The sequence below is a fragment of the Cognatishimia maritima genome (genome assembly GCF_900129685.1).
In the GTDB taxonomy this organism is placed as follows: Bacteria; Pseudomonadota; Alphaproteobacteria; order Rhodobacterales; family Rhodobacteraceae; genus Cognatishimia; species Cognatishimia maritima.
In genome coordinates this window covers 151,132-168,873 of record NZ_FQWM01000003.1, presented here as the reverse complement: position 1 = coordinate 168,873, position 17,742 = coordinate 151,132, and the positions used below count along the sequence as shown (strand labels likewise).

Annotated in this window: 14 protein-coding genes; 5 read left to right on the top strand and 9 right to left on the bottom strand. The window is 55.0% G+C overall.

The features are described 5' to 3' along the window. Nucleotides 1-157: 157 nt before the first annotated feature. The 9 genes from BUA39_RS09335 to BUA39_RS09295 form a co-directional block, all read right to left on the bottom strand. A complete protein-coding gene (locus BUA39_RS09335) occupies nt 158-1,774 on the bottom strand; it encodes an acyltransferase (RefSeq protein ID WP_072792941.1) in 1,617 nt (538 codons plus the stop codon). Continuing rightward, entirely contained in the window at nt 1,771-3,681 is a 1,911-nt protein-coding gene (locus tag BUA39_RS09330) for a DUF2264 domain-containing protein (protein ID WP_072792940.1), read from the bottom strand. The genes BUA39_RS09335 and BUA39_RS09330 overlap by 4 nt, the downstream gene beginning before the upstream one ends. A 24-nt stretch (nt 3,682-3,705) precedes the next feature. Next, nucleotides 3,706-5,406 carry an ABC transporter ATP-binding protein gene (locus tag BUA39_RS09325; RefSeq protein ID WP_072792939.1) on the bottom strand — a complete coding sequence of 567 codons (1,701 nt, stop codon included), beginning with the start codon at nt 5,404-5,406 and terminating at the stop codon, nt 3,706-3,708. A 7-nt stretch (nt 5,407-5,413) separates the two neighbouring features. Beyond that, nucleotides 5,414-6,604 (bottom strand): ABC transporter permease, encoded by a 1,191-nt coding sequence (locus BUA39_RS09320; RefSeq protein WP_242648571.1) that lies wholly within the window; start codon nt 6,602-6,604, stop codon nt 5,414-5,416. Between the two features lie 8 nt (nt 6,605-6,612). Then, nucleotides 6,613-7,611 (bottom strand): ABC transporter permease, encoded by a 999-nt coding sequence (locus BUA39_RS09315; RefSeq protein WP_110721835.1) that lies wholly within the window; start codon nt 7,609-7,611, stop codon nt 6,613-6,615. 72 nt (nt 7,612-7,683) lie between these two features. Next, nucleotides 7,684-9,570 (bottom strand): ABC transporter substrate-binding protein, encoded by a 1,887-nt coding sequence (locus BUA39_RS09310; RefSeq protein ID WP_072792938.1) that lies wholly within the window; start codon nt 9,568-9,570, stop codon nt 7,684-7,686. Nucleotides 9,571-9,618: 48 nt separating this feature from the next. After that, entirely contained in the window at nt 9,619-10,377 is a 759-nt protein-coding gene (locus tag BUA39_RS09305) for a sugar phosphate isomerase/epimerase family protein (protein WP_072792937.1), read from the bottom strand. 32 nt (nt 10,378-10,409) lie between these two features. Continuing rightward, nucleotides 10,410-11,441 (bottom strand): hydroxyacid dehydrogenase, encoded by a 1,032-nt coding sequence (locus BUA39_RS09300; RefSeq protein WP_207546212.1) that lies wholly within the window; start codon nt 11,439-11,441, stop codon nt 10,410-10,412. A gap of 220 nt (nt 11,442-11,661) precedes the next feature. After that, the gene (locus BUA39_RS09295; protein ID WP_165610511.1) at nt 11,662-12,675 is read right to left on the bottom strand and encodes a LacI family DNA-binding transcriptional regulator; all 1,014 of its coding nucleotides are present in this window, start codon (nt 12,673-12,675) and stop codon (nt 11,662-11,664) included. A gap of 410 nt (nt 12,676-13,085) precedes the next feature. Between BUA39_RS09295 and BUA39_RS09290 the strand changes: the two genes are divergently transcribed. The 5 genes from BUA39_RS09290 (at nt 13,086) to BUA39_RS09270 (ending at nt 17,737) form a co-directional block, all read left to right on the top strand. Next, the gene (locus tag BUA39_RS09290) at nt 13,086-13,856 is read left to right on the top strand and encodes an ATP-binding cassette domain-containing protein (protein WP_072792934.1); all 771 of its coding nucleotides are present in this window, start codon (nt 13,086-13,088) and stop codon (nt 13,854-13,856) included. Nucleotide 13,857: 1 nt separating this feature from the next. Continuing rightward, entirely contained in the window at nt 13,858-14,850 is a 993-nt protein-coding gene (locus BUA39_RS09285) for an ABC transporter permease (RefSeq protein ID WP_084604868.1), read from the top strand. A 93-nt stretch (nt 14,851-14,943) separates the two neighbouring features. Further along, entirely contained in the window at nt 14,944-15,855 is a 912-nt protein-coding gene (locus tag BUA39_RS09280; RefSeq protein WP_072792933.1) for a sugar ABC transporter substrate-binding protein, read from the top strand. Nucleotides 15,856-15,930: 75 nt separating this feature from the next. Further along, nucleotides 15,931-16,965 (top strand): zinc-binding alcohol dehydrogenase family protein, encoded by a 1,035-nt coding sequence (locus tag BUA39_RS09275; protein ID WP_072792932.1) that lies wholly within the window; start codon nt 15,931-15,933, stop codon nt 16,963-16,965. Beyond that, nucleotides 16,958-17,737 (top strand): SDR family NAD(P)-dependent oxidoreductase, encoded by a 780-nt coding sequence (locus BUA39_RS09270; RefSeq protein WP_072792931.1) that lies wholly within the window; start codon nt 16,958-16,960, stop codon nt 17,735-17,737. Before BUA39_RS09275 ends, BUA39_RS09270 begins: the two co-directional genes overlap by 8 nt. Nucleotides 17,738-17,742 lie beyond the last annotated feature (5 nt).

The window sequence follows — 17,742 nt, the reverse complement described above, 5'->3', positions numbered from 1 at the left end:
TTTTTGTCAACTTCATTCTAAAAGTGGCATTGGCAGTACGGCGCCCTAACTCAGAGTCTTCGCCACTCTCAGCTTTCGAATACGCGCAAAATCGCAATCGTAGAAGCACGTATTTATAGAACGTTCACAGTATCTTAGGTGACACCAATGGTCACTCTCAATGCACATCCCAACGATGTATTCCACAAAGCTTAAACGACAAGGCATCGGCACATCCGATATGCGTGCCAGCCAGTGCTGCGATTGAAAGCCACATTTCTGTCCCCTGAAGGCTTGGCGACTCTGTCGGTGAAAACGCAAATCCACGCTCGCGCTGCCAAGCGCGTTCAATTCCGATCAAGCTTTGCGCGATACAGCTGGTGATATCATCGGCGCGGTGGTCTGTTTGCCTTGCCGCCAGCATCAAGGGATGCACGATATCAAGAACGTTGCATGCAGTACGATCTGCCCCTGAAAAGTACCGGCGTTTTCTAGCATAAGCGAGGACTGCATCAATAACAGCCTCTGAATAGGGCAATGGCTGGGCGAACTGCGCGTAGGTTCCTCGGGTCAGACGATAAAAGCCATTGACGGCCTGAAGCATATCGCTATCGGTTTCGGGCGACCACAGGCCCGTTTGCGCCCTGCAAGCGAGCGCAAGCCAACCAAACAGGCGCGACAAATGCGGTTGGCCACCGAAATAGCGGTTGTTGACATAAGCCGCCGTCCCAATGGCATCAACAATCCCCCCGCACTTCCAGCCACGGTCCTCCCATGGAAGTGCCGCCAGATGTGCCTCGATTTCCAACATGATCTGATCTGCCCAGACCACTCTGTGACGCGGTTTTGATCCAAGGCATTCCAGCGCATAAGTCACGCACAGTATGTCGTAGCCGTGCACACCATCGGGCGTCAGGGTGTTAAGATTGGAAATCTTAGCTCCTGGCTCAATTGAAAAAAGCCCCGTTGCCGCGTCTTGGCGGCTTGCGAAATGTTCGATCCACTCAGATCGCAATTGTCCGTCTGCTTGCGCGTCAAACATCGCGGCAATCTGTACCGCATCACAATCTGGCCGGATCGGGTTGACGGCATCGTTGCGCGGATCGCTGTAGACATAACCAGCGCGCGCATCGCTGCGGTGACGGGCAAGGATCGTTGTCCAGTCCGACGCTGCCAGATCGGAAAGGCGGAGAAGACTGTCTTGCAATGCATCTGATGCTTTCTTTGCAGGCTTGGTCCGGCGGTCTCGGATAATCCGGGCCGGATTGCCACCGACAAGGGCGTAATCGGGGACGTCCGAAGTGACCACAGCGCCCGCTGCGACGATCACATGGTTACCGATATGTACACCATCGGTAATCGTCGCATTTGCACCAATCCAAACATCGCTCCCGATCATGATGCCTTTGCTGACAACGCCTTGGGATGAAATCGGTTGGTCTGGGTCATCGTGGATGTGGTCGAACCCCCATAGCCCGGCACCCGCCGCGATGCGAACATCATCGCCCATGCGCACAGTGCCTACGACGCTGACATGGAGGTTAAACGAACAACGCGCCCCGGCGACTAACGCGCCATCAATCCGCACGCCGGCGGCAACGATACAGTCGTCGCCAAACGTGCCCGACTTTGCAGTCCAATAGGCGTTGGGTGACACGAAGCCCCCCTTGCCAAAGGAAAAGCGGCCAGTGTCCAGCAATATGCGTCGAAATGCGTTCTGTTCGGCGCGCTCCTCATCGCTGGCCTCATGACTGAACCTCCAAGGAGAGGCGTCATAAGGAGACAGCGATCTCATTTTACATCCCAAACCGGGATCACCCGTAGATTTTCACGGTCTTGCATGAGTTCTTCATAACTCGGCAGCGACGGCGGTGGGCCGGGATCACGATCTGCACCCATCCCGGCATAGATTGCAGCGGCATGCCAATGCTCCCCTGGAGACAGGTCGGCCGTCAACTGAGGGGCCCAACTGCGGGGATAGATGACATTGGTGTTTGGATCAGCATGGTGAACACGCCCCCATCGTTTGACACCAGCCTCGACCCAAGGCAGATCAAGGTCGATGATCTCTGATCTGTCGGTCTTGGTCGTCACGCGCGCAAAGCGATATTGCAGTTCTTTGGGTTTGTCGGGTTCAGTCCGATGTGCAACGGCAGGTTCGGCGGAAAGCGGAAGCCATCCTTCGCGTTCCACGGCAAAGCCGCCCTCACGGCTCATCACGGTTCGATTGGTGGTAATGCGATGGATGCGGATGTGCCAAGGTGGCCTTGCAACAACCCAACTTTCCACGTCCACGCCCGGCATGGGCGACCAAGCGGAATACAGGCGGTCCGCCCCGATCCTCGCCATCTTTTCATTGCGCCGCACGTGGTAATGCGCGCCGTCCTCCGAGAAGGCGATCATATTGTCAAATACGCCCGAAGCAAAGCAGCGTGGGTCGCTTTCGACCGAAAATCCATAGCGCGTCGAATAGGCGAATTTGTTATACTTTTCGGGACCTTGACGCATCGCAAAGGCCTCTTGTCCTCCGGTCAGCAACACGGCATTTCCGGGTTCCTCCCAGTGAATCATACCGGGTTGATCAAGACAGGTTACGCCCTCGCTGGGCGCGACATACGGGGCTTCGCCTTCGCTCCAGAATGGGTGATCTTCGCCAAGCGCCAAAGGCGCGAAAGCCTTAAACGCCCAGTAGGGTGAGCCGGGAGAATTGTAGCTCTCACTCATCAAAAGGTTTGGGTACCCATAGCCGACTGGCAGAACGCCGTCGCGATCTGCGATGGGCAACTTTGCCCAATAACGCATATTCCGCGCCCAATATCCGCGAAGTTCACCCCAAGGCAGCGCCTCAACATCTGCCAGAGCCAAGGCACCCCAAATACCTGCTTGGGCAAAACGGTAGGTCAGTGACCGTCCATAGGCCAGACCCGCGCCATTGCTGTCGTACCAGTGTCGGATTTGGGGGACAAAAACCCGCGCGCGTTGCCGGAATCGTTCGGCGCGCGCTTCATCACCGAGCCCATGGTCTTTGCTCAGAGCCGCATGAATGAGGCCATAAAAGTGCATGGCAAAGGGGATATAATGCTCTGCTCGGGGTTGGTGACCATCACGGTACCACCCCTTCTCCATCTCACATGTTTCGAGAAAGTCGAGGTCATCTTCGACACTTGAGCGGTCATAGGGCACGCCCACGCGATCAAGTCCAAGCGAAACCAAAACGTGAAAGAAGTGCCAGTTGTTGGGCGCAGGAATGCACGTCAGAGAAGTGACCAACCAATTTGACAGATTGTCTTGCTGCGCCTTTGTGAGCGGGTCCCAGAATACATTGGGCGCAAGTGCCAAGGCATATCCGATGGCTGCACTTTCCACGATTTTTTGGTCAAAATCTTGCGGCGGGCCCCAATAGTCACCATGCGATGGATCGGTGCCGTTGATTAGCCCCTCGACGAACAGCTCGATCCCTTCGAAAGTCCCGCCTCCGGCCATCAGTGGCGCAAACCCCCATAACGGGCGCGACAACCCTTCAAGGTCAGCGGCTTCCTCAGGAAAATGTGCGCCTGCAGATCCCAGACGCAGGCGACCACGGCTGTTAGAAAACTGTCCCATCAACGGCTTGCTTAGGGCGACGAGGGCGTCAACCGCATCCGCCCGCGTGGCAAACGGGTTTCCATACATCGGGTTAAATTGAAACTGTGTTTCGGTCATTGGGATGCTCTTAATTGGAAAACGCTATTCAGCGACGGAAAGGGGAGGCATGATCTTGCGGTTGCGTGGATCGGGGCTTGGCACTGCAGAAAGCAACGCCTTTGTATAGTCTTCACGCGGGGCATCGCAGATTTGGTGCGCAGTGCCGGTCTCGACGATCTGCCCCTTATGCATGACCACGACCCGGTCACAGAAGTACCGCACAACGCCGATGTCGTGGGCAATGAAAAGGATCGCCATGCCCAGTTCATCACGCAACTTCAGCAGAAGATCGAGAACCTGCGCGCGGATCGAACCATCAAGGGCCGAGGTTGCCTCGTCAGCAATAATGATCCGCGGTTCAAGCGCAATCGCCCGAGCGATGCCAATCCTTTGGCGCTGGCCACCTGAAAACGCATGTGGATACCGTTCCATCATAGCGGGGCTGAGGCCGACAATCTCGAGCAATTCAGCGACCCGGTCTCGCATCGCCGCCCCTTTTGCGATGTTGTTTACCCACAGAGGCTCGGCAATGATCTGTTCAACCGTCATGCGCGGATTGAGCGAAGAATATGGGTCTTGGAAAATCATTCTGATTTCACGGTAGACCTGCTTGTCTCTGAAGCTGTTCCTGTCAGCCAGATCTCGCACATCGCCGGAACCAGTTCGATAGAGCGCCTCCCCGGCTTCGGGTTGGTATTTTCCCATGAGCACCCGGCCCAGCGTTGTCTTGCCTGATCCACTTTCTCCGACAACACCAAGTATTTCTCCGGGCCACAGATCGAACGAGACATCTTTGAGGGTTTGAACACCCGGATCTGGTTTTCCCAACAACTTGCGCTGACCGGGGAAAAACAAACTTAGATCACGCGCCGAGATCAGCGGGGTTCCCTCGGTCGGAGGGGCGGGCCGAGCCTCTGCATTATTAAGCCCAAGCGACGCTCCGATCAGGGCCCGTGAGTAGGAATGTTTGGGTTCGTGGAAAATCTGCTCAACCGCGCCATGTTCAACAACGTCGCCGCGAAGCATCACAACAACATCATCTGCGATCTCTGCAACGACGCCCATGTCATGGGTAATGAACATCACCGCCATACCATGGCTGACCTGCAGTTCACGGATAAGCTTCAATATGCCAGCCTGAGTCGTGACATCTAATGCGGTTGTTGGTTCGTCGGCGATCAAAACATCCGGTTCGCATGCCAGCGCCATGGCGATCATGGCCCGCTGGCGCATGCCGCCGGAATATTCAAACGGATAGCGATCCACCGCCCTCTCCGGATCATGAATATGAACGTCGCGAAGCGCCTCAATCGCGCGTTTGCGTGCCTCGTGTTTGTCCACATCCTGATGCAGCATAATGGCTTCGATGATCTGTGCCCCAATCGTGTGAACCGGCGAGAGGGACGACATCGGCTCCTGAAAAATCATTGCGATACGCGCACCACGTACTGCTCTGATTTCGGCACCGTCGGGATCAAGGCTGGCGAGTTCAAGCACCTCCCCTTCCTTCAGATCAAATAACGTGACGGCGCCACTGGAAATGACCGCTGGTTCGACGATGTTCATGATTGCACGCGCGGTCACCGATTTGCCGGAACCACTTTCCCCGACAAGGCAAGTGGTTCTCCCAAGACGCAAGTCAAAGCTGACATCGCGCGCTGCTTTTAGGTTCATCTTGCCAAAGGTAAAATCGACGTTGAGCCGGTCGACGCGCAAGATGACGTCATCGTTTGGTTGGGTCATGGTGCCCTCAATGTGTATAGGGATCGGCAGCGTCGCGCAGACCGTCTCCGATAAAGTTCATCGCAAGCACTGCGACGATGATTGCCAGCCCAGGCGCAAGCAGCCAAGGTGCTGTCGCCAAGACACGAATGTTCTGGGCCTCTTGCAGCAACACGCCCCAAGAAATAACCGGCGCTTGCAACCCGAGACCGAGAAACGACAGCGCGGTTTCGGCCAAAATCATGCCCGGAATTGCCAGGCTTGCGGCGGTGATGATGTGACTGGTAAATGCGGGCACCATATGGCGGAGGACCACACGCACGTGGCTTGCTCCATCGTAAAGCGCCGCAGAGACGTAATCCTCGCTTTTCAGGGCCAGGAACCTGCCTCGGACCACCCTGGCTAGTTCGGTCCAGCCTAAAAGCGAAAGGATAAGGGTGATCGCAAAATATATCTGGAGAGGCGACCAATCTCTGGGCATCGCCGCTGAAAGCCCCATCCAAAGTGGGATCGTTGGAAGGGACCGCAAAAACTCGATCACCCTTTGTGTCGCGGCGTCAAAAAGTCCGCCGTAAAAACCTGCCAGACCGCCGATCAAGACCCCCAGAAACAGTGACATGGAAACACCGATAAGCCCCACTGAAAGCGATATCCGCGTGCCATAGATTAGGCGGCTTAACATATCGCGTCCCAGCCGATCAGAGCCGATCAGGAACAGGGGTTTTCGCTTTTTCTCAGGGCCGATCAGATGGCGATTCATAGGGATGAGACCAAAGAGTTTGTATTCAAACCCCTCCGCAAAGAAGCGCACATATATTTTTTTGGTTTCGTCGATACGGAATACGCGTCGCAGGGACTCTGCTTCGACTTCTACTTTGTAATCATATACATAGGGCTTGATCCGCCAGCCATCCGCGTCGCGATCAATGAAATGAAGCGCTTGAGGCGGGGCATAAGTGTAGCGCGCCTGAACGTCGTGCGGATCCTTCGGAGCGAGGAATTCAGCAAAGATGGCGACGATGGCAAAAACGGCCATGATCCACAGCGAAACGCGCGCCAACCGATGACGACGAAACCGTGCGCGGATAAGCTGCCACTGGCTCTCTGTACCACCGTATTGCAATCCGGGTTTCACCGCATCAAGCTGCGCGTCCTCGGTTGTCGCCACGATGTCTTTATCAGCTTCAGCTGCGCTAAGGTTTTCGGTTGTCATAGTCATAGTGTCCCTCACCTTGCACCAATCATGCCCATCCGGATCCGCGGATCGATCCAAGCGAGTAGGATGTCGGAAAGAAGTGTTCCAATCATCGTCAAGAAGCCCATGAAAAGGATTAGCGCACCGGCCAAATACATATCCTGGCTAAGCAGGGCTCGTAGTAGAATTGGTGAAAGCGTCGGCATGTTAAGCACAATGGCCGTAACAAAGCTGGACGAGATCACCGTCGGCAATACCCACCCCACAACCGAGATCAGCGGATTCATCGCGACCCGAACCGGATAGCGCATGATAACCTTGTGTCGCTTTAGGCCTTTGGCGCGGGCGGTTAGCACATAGGGTTTCTTGAGTTCATCAAGAAGATTGGCGCGCAGCACCCGGATCAGGGTCGCCGCCCCACCCGTTGCGATGACAAGCACCGGCGCCCAAACATGAGAGGCAAAGTCTAGAAGTTTAGCGAGGCTCCAACGTTCGTTGGCAAAATCAGGCGAATTCAGACCCGTTATCGTGACGCCAAACCAGACATAGCAGACATACATGAGGATAAGAGCAAATAGAAAATTCGGCACAGCAATTCCGAGAAATCCGACGATTGTCGCCACGTAGTCACCAACCGAATATTGATAGACCGCAGAGTAGATGCCAATCGGGATCGCAATGCCCCACATCACGACAATCGCAAGAATTTCGACGGTCAGCGAAATGCCAATCCGCTGTGAAAATATCTCTGCGACTGGGCGCTTCATTTCGAACGAAAATCCGAAATTGCCGGTAAACATACCTTCCAGCCATGCCCAGTACTGAACAAATAAGGGGTCATCGAGTTTGTATTGCGCACGAATGGCCTCGACAACGTTTTCATCTGGCACCTCACCCATACTGGAAAGGCGTGCGATATAGGATGTCACAAAATCTCCGGGCGGGAGTTGAATGACAACGAACACAACCATCGACAAGATCAGCAGCGTCAGGATCATGGCAATCAGCCTTCGGGCCAAATATGCGATCACGTGGTGTTCCTTTCTAGTAGTTTCACCCGCGCGCAGGAGGCACGCGCGGGTGAGATGTCAATATCCGTCGCTTTAGTTCTTATAATAGAGTTGCGACGTACCCATTGGACCGGGCTGTGGATATTGCCAGGCAAACGGTTGCACTTCAGGAACATTCCCAAGCCGTTTATTGGCGACGACATAACCTTCTGGCGGCAGAGAAATTCCGATTGCCCAGAATTCATCCTGCGCGATATCAAGGATTTCTCCAAACAGCCGGGCCTGCTCTTCGCTAGAACCGCTTGTTTCAAGCTGCCTGTAAAGGTCCATTTGCGCTTTCGCGGCTTCGCTTGGCATTTCTGCGCCAGCGCCGTCTGGATTCATGAACCACTGAGCCCATTTATAGGCAAAAGCAGATTCTCCGTTGAACGGCAGGTAGTAGCGCGGATCAAGGATCGCATCGCCAAGACCGCCATCACCCCACCACATGTGCATGTCATGCTGGTTAGAGCGGAAGTGCTCATAGGCAAAGCTGCGTTCCACATTTCGCTGATCAAGCGCAATCCCGATATCGGCCCAGTATTCCACCAAAAGCTGTGAAATATCGTTGAACTCGATGAAATCGGAAGCCGTCAACAATGAGATGGTGATCGGATTGCCCTGGCTATCAAGACGAATACCCTCATCGTTGCGCTCTGTCAGGCCCAAACCGTCCAAAAGCTCGTTCGCGAGATCGGGATCAAACTCCGTGTATTGCGTTGCCAACTCTTCGTTGTAGAAGGCCGACTCAGGACGCGGCGCGGCCTGATGCGGTGTACCTTGGCCCGCAAACATTACTTCGATGATCTCTTGCCGGTCGATAGCGTGGCTTAGCGCGACGCGGAAATCTTTGTTCTGATAAAGTTCCCGCTTTGCTGGATCTTCGTGGTTCAGGTTAAGCTGGATGACAGCAGAGTTCATCCGCGCATCGATTGTTTTTGTGAGGCGGTACCCACCCTTTTCCTGGCCGTCAAATACAACTGGTTTGTTTGTCACAGTTGCAAAGTGGCGGTTGGAGAAGTCGATCTCACCGTTGATAACTTTCAACAGGATATCTTCGGTGTTTTCCGTCTGCACATACTGAATGTCGTCGATGTAGGGCAGCTGATTGCCTGCAGGGTCAACTTTGAAGAAATACGGGTTTCTTTCAAAATCAATAACTTGATTGATCCCGTCATAGTTCGTCACCTGGCGCCAAGCATTCAGCGTTGGACGCTCTGCTGTGGTGAAGTTGAAGTAGCAGATCTGCTCAAAGGCCTGAGACCAGCTATCATAACCGCGTTCTTTTGCGACTTCAGCGGCGTTCTCGTTGTGATCTGGCACAAACTGCGAGCAGAAGTGTTTCGGTGCATTCACAATGAACGGTCCGTCCACAGCGGCCAGTCTTTGCATGAGCGTACCGTTTGGCTCAGCCAGCGTGATTTTCACTGTCACGTCATCAATCGCTTCAGCCTTGATTGTCCCCCAATCGATGAACCCCGGACGGTGCGCTGCATAGTCCTCGTGGCTAAGAGTCTCGATCGCAAAAACCAGGTCCGCGGACGTGAAAGGCGCACCGTCGGACCACTTATGCCCTTTGCGAGTCTTAAACGTGAATTCTGTTGCATCCGCATTGGCTTCAAAGCTCTCTGCGATGTTTGGAATGACTTTCTGCCACTTCAGATCGAAAGCGACAAGCGGTTGGTATGCGACTGTCCTACGAATCCAGCCGTTGTCAAAAGTTCCCTTAAGGGCCGAGCGCCAAACGCCACCATACTCACCGATACCTTCGATGGGTTCTAATACAAGCGGGTTCTCCGGTAGGCGTTCTTCGACGGGTGGAAGCGTTCCTGCCGCCACCTGTTCTGCAAGTTCTGGGGCTTCAGAATAGTCAGCGGCCCATACAGAACTCGCCAATATCCCAAGCATGCCGGTTAGCATGCCTCGTTCAATTAGTCTCATCTTAACCTCCCTGGTTGGTTTGGGGTGATTACCCAGTTTTCAGTCCTCTTAAGTTCGCGCCGAACACAGGCTGTTCAGCACCTTCATGTCGTCGACAAAGTTCTCCTCCCTGTCATCTGCGACAAACTCTAGAAATGCGATTTTGGCACCGTCCCAACGCGGGGATTGCTCCCAATGCGCGAACAGCGTTTGCCAATCGGCCTCGCCTTCGCGCAATGGCCGCCGTTGGTCGCGCGGCGTATCGGGTTGCCAATGAAAAACATGCAAATGGCTAAGCCATGGCTCCAAAAGCGAGAGCTCGGTCAACCAGTCGGCCGGTGCACGGTCCGGAACCGGCTGCCAAAGTGAATAAAGGTTTGAATGATCCGCCATCGTCAAAAGCTTGATGGTGTCAGAAGCGGTTTCAGTCAGCGTGCCACGGTGATATTCGACGCTGACAGCAATTCCGTGACCTGCGGCAGCATCCGCAACCGCGATGAGATCTCGTGCAGCATCACCCCAAAGTTTGTCACTGGCGGTCGCGCCAGACGTATCACCTGCCCAAACCCGTAGATGGGATGCACCAAGCGCCGCAGCGGTTTCGATTAGGGGCGCAATCTCTGCCTCTGCGTCTGACACGCCTGCACGGAAGTAACTACCATATGAGCGTTCCTGAATTCCAAGTTGCGCGGATCGGTCTGAAATCTCTTGCGCACGCCCCAAAGCCCCGGGCGGGAGGTGCACATCGGCACCCCACTCGATTGCTTTGACTCCATTTCCAGCCGCAATGTCCAAAATGGCTTCAGCGCTCTGGTTCCGAAAGGTCACCGAGCATAGTCCAGGTATGGGGGCCTCTGCGATCATGCCACCCGATCCCACTCATCCGGCGAAATGGCATACCTTAGTTGCTCTCCGCGAGAAAAGCGTGCGATCTCCTCCAGCACCATTTCGGTCATATCAAGAACTTCATGCCCTAATGACCCAGCGATATGTGGTGTGAGCATCACATTTGGCAAATCCCAATAAGGAGACTCGTCCGGAAGCGGCTCTGGGTCGGTCACGTCGAGAATGGCGTTGAGGCGGCCAGACTGAAGATGAGGCAAGAACGCATCATGGTCGATAATTGCGCCTCTGGCCGTGTTTATCAGAAGCGCCCCTTCTCGCATTTGGGCGAACTGCGCTTCGGAGAAAGACTTTCGAGTCGTTGCCAGTAGGGGTTGATGGAGCGACACAACATCGCTGCGCGATAGCAACTCATCCTGTGACACAAGATCAGCGCCGAGCGCCTTCGCCTCGGCCGTCGTCAGGAACGGATCTTGCAACAACACGGTCAAACGGTGCTGTCGAAGCAACCGCAATACCTGGCGGCCAACGCGTGACGCGCCGATGACACCAACAACCTTGTCACGGTTGCCAACACCCGCATAAAGCGCCTCGCGCCGAACGGACATTGCACTGCGCTTCTCACGATAGAGTTTTTCCCATGTGAGAACGGACTTATTATGCCAGAGGATCGCACCAAGGGTGAATTCAGCAACAGGTAGCGCGTTCGCTTCCGCAGCTTGCGTGACAACAAATCCCCGCGCCATTTGCTCTTGGGTCAACAGGTTCTTAACCGTACCGGCAAGATGCGCCACTAGCCGTAGCTTAGGCATCTGCGAAAGCAACTCATCGGTAAGCCTTTCAGACCCCCAGCCCGTCACGAGAACTTCTACTTCCGATAGTACCGAAGCACATACTGGATCGGTCAGCGTTGATACCGGCGCGGCATGCAAAAGATTTGCGGATTTCTGTAAATTTGCAAAGGAATTGCCAGGAAAATGGACACCAAAAACTGAACTATTTACCTGAACGAGAGTTTTTAACATCTTGCCTGCTTCCTTTTGCGCCAAGAATCGCGCCACGGATGCAGTATGCATTGTTTTTCATTCTATGCAAATATTTTAGATATTTCACATATTGTGCAATTTTTTGCATATAGTTTTTCGTAACTTCCCACCAAGACATGCGTTTCCATCACACAGAAAATTCGCGCGATTTGCTGAAAGCCTCTGCCACAAAGGGTCTTTGACGACCTGAAGATTTATTTGAAATGACAGAGAAGTTTTGGCCTTAACGGGATGGCATCGCCACGCTCTGGCGTCTCACGAGGTGACCGCCGATTTGAACCTGCGCAACTGGTGCATCATTTGCACTGCTGCGCGCAAGCACCAGTCGGATCGCTTCTTTACCGATTGCAGTCCAATCAACACGGATGGTGGTCAGGCCAGGCTCGGACATCTGCGCAACGGGCAAATCGTCGTACCCCAAAACGGAAACATCTTCCGGCACACGAATGCCGTGGCTTGTAAGCGCCTGAATCGCGGCCACAGCAACCAGATCATTGCCGCAAAACACTGCCGTCGAAGGACAGCGTCCCTTTGGAAGCCACATTTCTTCGGCCTCAAAAACGGCTTGCCCACTAAGGCTGTCAATATGGAACTCGCGAAGGGTCACGTCTTTTTCGCCAGCAAACTCTTTGATCCCCGAAAGAAAACCCTCGATGCGTCGCCTCAGCGTCCAACGACCGGTGTTCTGCAAAATCGTCAGATCCGTGTGCCCCATTTCGAGCAAATGCTTGGCCGCAAGGCGCCCGCCGAAGTAGTTTGCCGGCGAAACGGAGTCGGCAATGAGGTCAGCATCGAGACCATTCACAAGAACAACCGGAATTTCGCGCTGCCTTAGGTCGCTTAGGATTTCATGCGGGGGATCAATCCCTAGAAAAAGCAGCCCTGTGCGTTCGCGTAGCGCCGTCTTTGGCAGTCGACCGCCCCCTTCCAGCAGCGCAAATTGAACAGAAAGCCCCGAAGCCTCGGCCGCAAAACGAATGCCATCTATGACTTGACTGTAAACCGCGCTTACGTCGGTCACCGCTTGTGCCTGCCCAACAAATAAAACAGCGCGATCAATCTTTGCTTCCAGAGGATCTGTGCCTCGGCGAAATACATAGCCAAGATCCCGCGCGGCCGACAAAACCTTATTGCGAACTGGGTCCGAAATGCCCGGTGCTTGCGAAAGAACACGTGACACCGTTGATATAGAAACGCCAGAAACCCGCGCGACTTCGGCCTGATTGACTCGCTTCAAGATCGTCTGGCTCCCTGAAAATTCACCTGTCGCAATTTTTTGCATAAACCGCTTTGCAACTCAAGCGGCCAAATGCCACAAAGCTTGAGGGTATGCCAAGTGCGCCACACTTTGATTGCCCCCTTCGACCGCCTCTGAAACTCAGATGCTGGTCAGAAGTAGGTATGATTTTCCGCTATAGTTTGCGCTGCGAAGGTGTCGCCACGTGGTCAACAACGAAGGGTCAGCAACAGCCCGCACCTGGGTCAGATACCCTGAATGCGGAACCGCCAATGCCCCACGAACTTGGCAAAGATCTTGTGTACTTATTCCATAAAAAACATTTGACTTCGCCCGAAAATGTTTTTTATACAATATATACCGTTTGCGGCCAGGCCATGAGTCGGCGCAATCACTGGGGGAGAATAAGAATGAATGGCACTCAAACCATTCTAAGTGCGCGTGGGCTCAGCAAACACTATGGAGGCGTTGTCGCTCTTGACGCCGTTGATCTGGAATTGCGTCAGGGTGAAGTTTTGGCTGTTGTCGGCGACAATGGCGCAGGAAAATCCACGTTGATCAAGGCTCTGACCGGTGCGATTTCCAAAACCGCGGGCCGGGTCGAGATGGACGGCGAAGAGGTCGTGATCAACTCTCCCAGCGACGCCAAACGCGCCGGGATCGAAACGGTCTATCAGGACCTTGCGCTGGTCAACGAGCTGTCGATCACAAAGAACATGTTTCTGGGGCGTGAAATTCGCCGAAATGACGTGTTCGGCCGCCTGTTCGGCGCATTGGATTTTGCCAAGATGGACTCTGAAATCCGCGCGCTGTTTCAGAAGCTCGATATTCGTATTGCGGACATCTATCGCGAGGCAGAGGCCTTTTCCGGTGGGCAAAGGCAGGCCGTCGCACTGGCAAAAACCGTCATGTTCGGCAAGCGGATTGCGATTTTGGATGAGCCGACGGCGGCGCTTGGCGTGCGTGAGAGCAAGATGGCGATGGACCTTGTGCGCTCTCTGAAAGACCACGGTCTGTCGGTCATCATGATCACCCACAATATGCAGCATGTGATGAACTATTGCGACCGCGTGATGGTGTTGCGGCTGGGGCGACTGGCCGCTGTGCGCGATGTCAAAGATGTGGACGGAGACACGCTGGTGGGGTTGATCACCGGCGCGACCGAGGGAAGGGCCGCGTAAGATGACCCACACAGGCGATAATTCATCGACACAAATCTCTACGCCAACTGCAACAAGTTCCGGCTTTGACGTTTTGCGCCACCAGTTCCAGCAAATCTGGCAGGTGCTGGCCGCACTGGTACTGATCTACTTGGTGTTCTTTGTTCTATCCGAGCCATTCCGCAGCTTGGACACACTTCTTTCGATCTTTGGGCAGGCTTCAATTCTTGCGATATTAGCCTGCGGCACAACGGTAGTGCTGATCTCTGGCGGGCTGGACCTGTCGGTCGGGTCGATCTTTGCCGTGGTGGGCGTCGTGGTTGGCATTATGTTGGCAGAATACCAACTTCCTGTACCGCTCGCTGTCGTTATCGGCCTTCTGGCCGGCGCAGGTATGGGCGCGCTGAATGGGACCATTCAAGTCCTGACGAAAGTCCCCGCCTTTATCGTCACCCTCGGCGGGCTGACGGCCTATAAAGGCATCGCCGAAATCCTTGCAAGCGGCCGCGATCTGTCACGCTTTCCTGATAGTTTTCAGATGCTTGGCTCTGGCTATATGGTCCCCATGGGGATCATGTTTGCGGTGGCGCTTGTCACCGGGCTGTTCCTTGCCAAAACCCAGTTGGGCAATCATGCCTACGCCATTGGGGGCAATGAAGAAGTCGCGCGGCTTTCAGGCGTCAATGTGCGAAAAAGCCGGATCTATTACTACATGATCGGCGGCGCGCTGGCGGCCACCGCGGCGATCCTTGAGGTCTCTAAACTGAATTTCGCCATGCCCGCCCGCGGCCAAAGCTACGAACTTTTCGCCATTGCAGCGGTCGTCATCGGTGGCACCAGCCTGTTTGGCGGTCGCGGCGGCGTCGGCAAAACGTTGATCGGCATGCTGATCATGCAGACCATCATTGTCGGCCTGTCCTATCTGGGCGTTGGCACCTCGGTGCAGCGCATCGCCATCGGCATCATCATCATTCTCGCAGTCTATTGGGACGTCTGGAAGCGCCCGGCCCGTTGACGAGAACACCAACTCGAGGCGGGGGAGGAGGAGACCCCGCTGCTAAGACCACCCACTTTTAAGGGCACAATATATCAACTTGGAGGAAGAAACATGAAACTGAAACATCTAAAAGGCATGGTTGCCACACTTGCTGTCACCACTGTCATGGCAGGCGCGGCCCTCGCCGAAGACCTGCGGATCGCCTATACCGGATATTCGACGGACAACACATTCTGGATCGGCGTTGCCAAAGCGGCCGCCGCCAAGGCAGACGAAATGGGGATCGAATTGATCGACCTCACCGCGTCCTCACCAGACGCAGCGGCCCAAAAAGACGCCGTGGATCGGGCAATCAATATGGGCGTCGATGGCATCATCATTGGCTCTGTCGACAACCGCGCCTTTGACGCGTCTTTGGACAATGCCAAACGCAAGGGCATTCCAGTCGTTGCTGTGGACACCGGCATTGATCACGAACATGTCGCAAGCCTTGTACAGACTGACAACCTTGCGGCGGCTGGCATTGCGGGCGACTACATCGTGGATCAGATCGAAGGCGGTACCGTCCTGATCCTTGGTGGCTCGGCCGGTCACCAAACAGGCAACGCGCGCCGCGATGGTGTGAAAACCGCAGCCGAGGCTGCAGGCCATGAGGTGATCTTCCAAATCTGTGATTGGCAAGACGCCTGCGCCTATGAAACCACAGTGAACTTCCTGCAGTCCAACTCTGACATCACCGCGATTTTCTCTGCTTGGGACCCGGGTGCATTGGCGGCCGTCTCTGCTGCGACCGAACTCGGCAAGCTGGATGATCTGGTGATCGTCGGTTTTGACGGCAACCCGGCCAACCTTGTGTCGATCGAAGCAGGTGAACAATCTGCAACAATCAAGCAGGACAACACCCGTATGGGGGCCGAAGCGGTGACCAATCTGGTCGGCTTGATCAAAGGCGAGTCTGTGCCAGCCTTCACTCCGATTGATGGCATTCTGATCACATCAGACAACGTCGCGGACTTCAAATAAGTCTCCCTGAAGTCGCGGGGCGCGTGCAATGCGTGCCTCGCGACCGATCTACTCACAAACGGAATAATTCATTTCATGCAAGCTCTCGTTATCACATCCGTCGGAGAAACCGCGTTCAAGACGGTTGCAGAGCCAGAGGTTCGACCTCAGGACGTTCTGTTGGATATTTCCTACGTCGGGCTTTGCGGAAGTGATCTGAATACATTCAATGGGTTGAACCCCCTGACCACCCTGCCCCGCATTCCCGGACATGAAATTGGGGGTCGCATTATTGGTACCGGGTCCAGCGTGCCACCCGAATTTCAGAATGGGCGCGCGGCCATCGTCATCCCCTACACCACGTGCGGCACATGCTCTGCCTGCCGGTCTGGCCGCGCAAACGCCTGCCGCCACAACGAAACGCTGGGCGTACAGCGCGAGGGTGGGATGTCAGCCCAAATCGCGGTTCCACATGAGCGGCTGATCCTGAACGATACCCTGTCTGACCGCGCGCTGGCGCTGGTCGAGCCGCTTTCGGTCGGCTTTCACGCCGTGGCACGCGGGCGCGTTTCCCAAAAGGACACGGTGCTTGTTCTTGGCGCGGGCATGATCGGCGTTGGCGCGATCCTTGGGGCGCTGGCGCAAGGCGCAACCGTCATTGTGTCAGAGGTAAGCGAGACAAAACGCGATGCCCTGCAGGCACTTGGCGTCGCACGCGTCATCAACCCACATACGGAAGACCTTGGTGCCGTCATTGACGCAATGACCGAAGGCCATGGCTGTGACGTGGTGATTGAGGCGGTCGGCATGCCAGAAACCTTCCGCAGTGCTATTGATCTGGCATGTTTTGGCGGGCGCGTGGTTTACGTGGGCTACGCCAAGTCAGAAGTTGCCTACAACACCTCTCTGTTTAATCTGAAAGAGCTGGACATCCTCGGGTCGCGCAACGCAACGCGCTCCGATTTCGAGGCTGTGATTACCTGTCTAGAAGCAAATCCAGACCTAGAGGACCGCTTGATTTCGCGCGTGTTCCCTTGGGCAGAGGCAGACAAAGCCTTCCCCTATTGGCAGGCCAACCGCCAAGAAACATTCAAAGTATTGATCGACATGAAGGCAAACCAAGATGGCTGATCCCACAGTTCTTAACAACCAATACGGACTAAGTGGCAAGACCGCTTTGGTCACCGGCGGAGGCACGGGCCTTGGTAAGGCGATTGCGACCGCTCTTGCCCAAAGCGGAGCGCGCGTCGTGATTGCGGGACGGCGACAGGAGGTGCTTGAGGCAGCTTGTGCCGAGATCGGCCATGGAGCCGAATTTATGGCGCTGGACCTGACCGACATCGCCGCGATCCCAAGCGCGGCGTCGGCGCTACATGAAAAATTCGGCACGTTTGATATCCTGATCAATAATGCCGGAAATACGCTGAAAAAACCCTTTGTAGAGTCAACGTTACAGGAATTTGACGGCGTTTTTGACGTGCATGTACGGGGCGCACTGGAACTCAGCCGCGCCATCGTCGCACGGATGCTGAGCGAAGGTCGCCAAGGCAGTGTGCAGTTTATCTCTTCGATGACAGCCTACATCGGGCAGCCGAATGTTTCGGGCTACACAATCTCTAAAACCGCAATCAATGGCGTGATCCGCGCCCTTTCTGCCGAATTTGCAGAACATGGCATTCGCGTGAATGGCGTTGCGCCGGGTTGGATTGACACGGATGTCTTCCGCACCGCGACGAAAGGCGACCCAGAACGCAAAGCCAAGATCATGGGCCGCATACCAATGGGCAAGCTGGGTACGCCAGAAGACATCGGTTGGGCCTGCGCCTTTCTTGCGTCACCTGCTGCCAAATACGTCACCGGCCAAGTTCTGCTTGTGGATGGTGGCGGGGCGACCGGGTTTTAGGAGCG